This is a genomic window from uncultured Peptoniphilus sp., from assembly GCF_946998875.1.
GTDB lineage: Bacteria > Bacillota > Clostridia > Tissierellales > Peptoniphilaceae > Peptoniphilus_A.
Map to the genome: position 1 here is coordinate 1 of NZ_CAMQAY010000046.1, position 3868 is coordinate 3868.

The 3868-nt window shown below is 35.2% G+C and carries 3 protein-coding genes; 1 reads left to right on the forward strand and 2 read right to left on the reverse strand.

Annotated elements, in window-relative coordinates:
- Positions 1–267: 267 nt before the first annotated feature.
- A complete protein-coding gene (hutG, locus tag Q0U74_RS07650) occupies positions 268–1299 on the reverse strand; it encodes a formimidoylglutamase (protein ID WP_297393851.1) in 1032 nt (343 codons plus the stop codon).
- 8 nt (positions 1300–1307) lie between these two features.
- The gene (locus Q0U74_RS07655) at positions 1308–2261 is read right to left on the reverse strand and encodes a 2-hydroxyacid dehydrogenase family protein (protein WP_297393854.1); all 954 of its coding nucleotides are present in this window, start codon (positions 2259–2261) and stop codon (positions 1308–1310) included.
- 125 nt (positions 2262–2386) lie between these two features.
- Here Q0U74_RS07655 and Q0U74_RS07660 point away from each other — a divergent pair, with 125 nt between their 5' ends.
- A complete protein-coding gene (locus Q0U74_RS07660; RefSeq protein WP_297393855.1) occupies positions 2387–3730 on the forward strand; it encodes an MATE family efflux transporter in 1344 nt (447 codons plus the stop codon).
- Positions 3731–3868 lie beyond the last annotated feature (138 nt).

The following is a 3868-nucleotide window of genomic DNA, read 5'->3' on the forward strand; positions in this document are numbered from 1 at the left end:
AGAATGGTGGGCTGACCAAATGTTCTCAAAAATGTAATAAAATTTTTAAGAGGCACCTCAGGTGCTTCTTTTTTTGCTCTTTTTTAGGAACTTGTGAAAGATTTTAATTTTAAAAATTTTTTGAGAGTAAAAAATAGATTTAGAAAAAAATTACTTAGGGTAGGAAAATTTTTAGAGCTGAAAAATTTTTTGAATTTTAAAATACAAGAAAAGAAGTAAAAAAAAGCCACAAAGAAATCTCTGTGGCTCATAAGTCAAATTATAAAATTATTGTGGAATATATTTGTTGTTATCCTTACCTAATTTGTGTTGTGCCATAGTTGATACAACAGTGTAGAGTAAAATTGATGCCAAGTTAGCAGTTACAGAGTCGTGGTCAAATCTTGGAGATACTTCACAAATATCAAAGCTCATTGGCTTGCCAGAAGAGAAGACATGTTTTAAAAGTAAAATTACCTTTTCTGGGTCAAGACCAAGAGGTTGTGGGGCAGAAACACCTGGTGCAAAACTTGAAGTGAAGCAGTCCATACAAATTGTAATGTATAGGTGATCTTGTTCTGCAATGTATTCGTCAAGGTTTTGAGCGATATCAAATAAATTGCCGTTTATTACATCCTTACCAAGGACATATTTAACTCCTAACTTATCGGCAGTTCTAAAAAGTGCAAGAGTGTTGGAGTGCTTTTGAATTCCCAATACATAGTAGGCATAGTCTGTTCCCTTTTCCTTGGTGTAGTCTGCAATTTGTCTAAACATTGTGCCGCTTGTGCCTGTTCCCTTTTCATAAGGTCTTAGGTCAAAGTGGGCGTCAAAGTTTAGGATGCCAAGTTTATTGTCTTCTCTGTCGTCAAGAGAAGTTGAAAGTCCCTTGTAGTGACCAAAGGCAGTTTCGTGGCCGCCACCTAGGACAAGGGGAAATAAATTTAATTCGAGAACTCTTTTTACAGCCTTAGCTAGTTCGTCTTGGCTTGCTTCAAGAGTTGTGTACTTACTTGTAACATTTCCACAGTCAAAAATTTTAAGGTCCTTAGAAAATTGACATGGAAGCTTTGCAAGTTCCTTTCTTATGGCAGCGGGACCTGCAGCAGCACCAAATCTTCCCTTGTTAAGCTCAATACCTTGGTCGGATTCAAAACCTAGTATGCCAAAGCCAAGCTTTCCATCAAAGGGACTTAAGCTTTCGTCGTTTAAATCAAGGGGCTTAACCCATTGATGCCATCTAAAGGATTCGTAATCATTTTCGTCGTCAATCCTACCTGACCATATTCCCATTTCTTGTGGGCTGTAATAATTTATCATTTTACACCTCAGTTTACTTTATTTTTTGGAGTTTTTCCATTTTTAAAATCAATTAAATTGTCCTTTGCATTTTCGCCCATTTCAAGCCTAGCCTCAAAAGTTGCATTGCCAAGGTGAGGAGCGAGAATTACATTTGAAAGGTCCATTAGTTTTTCATTAACTTTTGGCTCAAATTCATAGACATCAAGAGCAGCGCCTGCAATTTCCTTTTCTATAAGTGCATGGGCAAGAGCTTCTTCGTCAACTATTGGACCTCTTGACGCATTAATTAATATAGCAGATTTTTTCATCATTTCAAGTTCTTTTTTAGAAATCATGTGGTGAAGTTCTGGCACAAAGGCAGTGTGAAGACTTAAGAAGTCAGAATTTTTAATCACATAGTCCTTGTCCCTATATTCAATGCCAAATTCCTTTTCGAAATCTTCCTTTCTTGTGCGTGAATAATAGATTACCTTCATTTCAAAAGCCTTAGCTCTTTTTGCAAGGTTCTTTCCTATATTTCCAAGACCAATTATACCAAGAGTCTTGCCCTTTAATTGACTTCCAAGATAAAAAGTTGGTCTCCAGCCATAAAAGCCACCTTCTCTTGTAACCTTGTCGCCAGATACAATTTTCCTTGCAGCAGCAAGCATAAGACCGAAGGCAAGTTCAGCAGTGGAGACAGCAGAAGCAGGAGCAGGTGCATTGGTAACAACAATTCCCTTTTCTCTTGCGTAAGATATGTCTATGTTGTCAAAGCCTGCGCCGTAATTTGCAATAATTTTTAAGTCACTTCCTGCATCAATTACATCTTTGTCGATTTTATCAGATAGAGGACACAAGAGGGCATCCTGACCCTTAATCTTTTCTATAATTTCTTCTTTTTTAAGGGGCACATTTGAGTCGTGGTAGCTTATCTCAAAATTTTTATCTAGTTCATCGTAAATTTTTTCTGTAATATTACTTGTAATCAATAATTTCATAAAATCACCTCAAATTATTCTATAACAATTTTATCACTTAATTAAGATTACTTAAAGTTAAGAAGCCTTAAATCCTTTAAAAATCTAAAAAACTCATATATAATAAAAAGCTAAGGAGTGATTAGGTGCAAAGTAATGAAAATAAATTGGGGACTATGTCAATACCAAAACTTTTATTTCAAGTATCCTTTCCCATTGTAGTTTCCATGTTTATACAATCCATGTATAACTTGGTGGACTCCTATTATATAGGAAAGATTAACGAAGAGGCCTTCACAGCAATTTCCATTGCCTTTCCCATTCAAAATATAATGATAGGGATTGCAGTGGGAACTGGCGTTGGTATGAACTCTTTGATTTCAAGATACTTGGGAGAAAAAAATTATGAAAAATCAAATAGGACAGCAGAAACTGGTCTAGCCCTTGCCATAATTTATGGAATAATTTTATTAATTTTATCAAGATTTTTGCCAAGACCCTTCTTGTCAGCTCAAACCACTAATGAAAATATAATTGCCTATGGAATAGATTACCTAGAGATTGTAATGGGATTTTCCATGGGAGTTTTTATACAAATTTTTCTGGAGAGGACCTTGCAGTCTACAGGCAGGTCAGTTTTTACTATGCTGACTCAACTTATTGGAGCAGTATTAAATATTATTCTTGACCCAATATTTATCTTTGGCTACTTTGGACTACCTGCCATGGGAGTTAAGGGTGCAGCAATTGCAACTGTAACGGGACAAATTATCGGTGCCCTCTTTGGATGTTTCTTCGAATATAAATTTAATAAAGAGATTACAATTAAAAAGCCAGTTTTAGATTTAGACATTATAAAAAGAATTTATGTAGTTGGAGTTCCTTCCATGATTACAATTACCATTCAGTCCTTTACAATTTATGTCTTAAATAAAATGTTATCTGAAATTTCAACTTCTGCCATTGCGGCACTGGGTGCCTACTTTAAGGTTCAGTCCTTTGTCTTTATGCCAATTTTTGGAGTGAACAACGGTCTTGTGCCAATAGTCGCCTACAATTATGGAGCTAAGAAAAAAGATAGAATTTTAAAAACCATAAAACTTGCCTTTATAACAGTGACTTTTATGATGATATTTGTATCGGCTATAATTATAATTTTCCCAAGAGAATTACTAGGCATATTTTCTGCCAGCGGCAAGATGCTTGAAATAGGAATACCAATGCTTAGAATTTGTGCCCTATCCTATGTCTTTGCTGGCATATCCATTGTAGGCACAGCAGTTTTCCAAGCCTTTGGCAATGGAATCTTGGCACTATTTGATTCTATTTTAAGACAAATTATTGTGCTCCTACCTGTTGCCTACATTGCCATAAAGTATTTCACAGTCAATGAAATATGGTGGGGCTATGTAATTGCAGAATTTGCATCCACACTTTTTGTAATTTATTTAATGAACACCTTTGTCAGAAAAAAATTAGAGCTTATTTAAGCCTTAAAAGTGGCGTAAATGTTGAAAAAAATTTGAATTTGAGGTATTATTAACTTAATTTAAAAAATCCTAGGAGGAATAGCATGGCTAAAGCAAAATTTGAAAGAAATAAACCACACGTAAACATTGGAACAATCG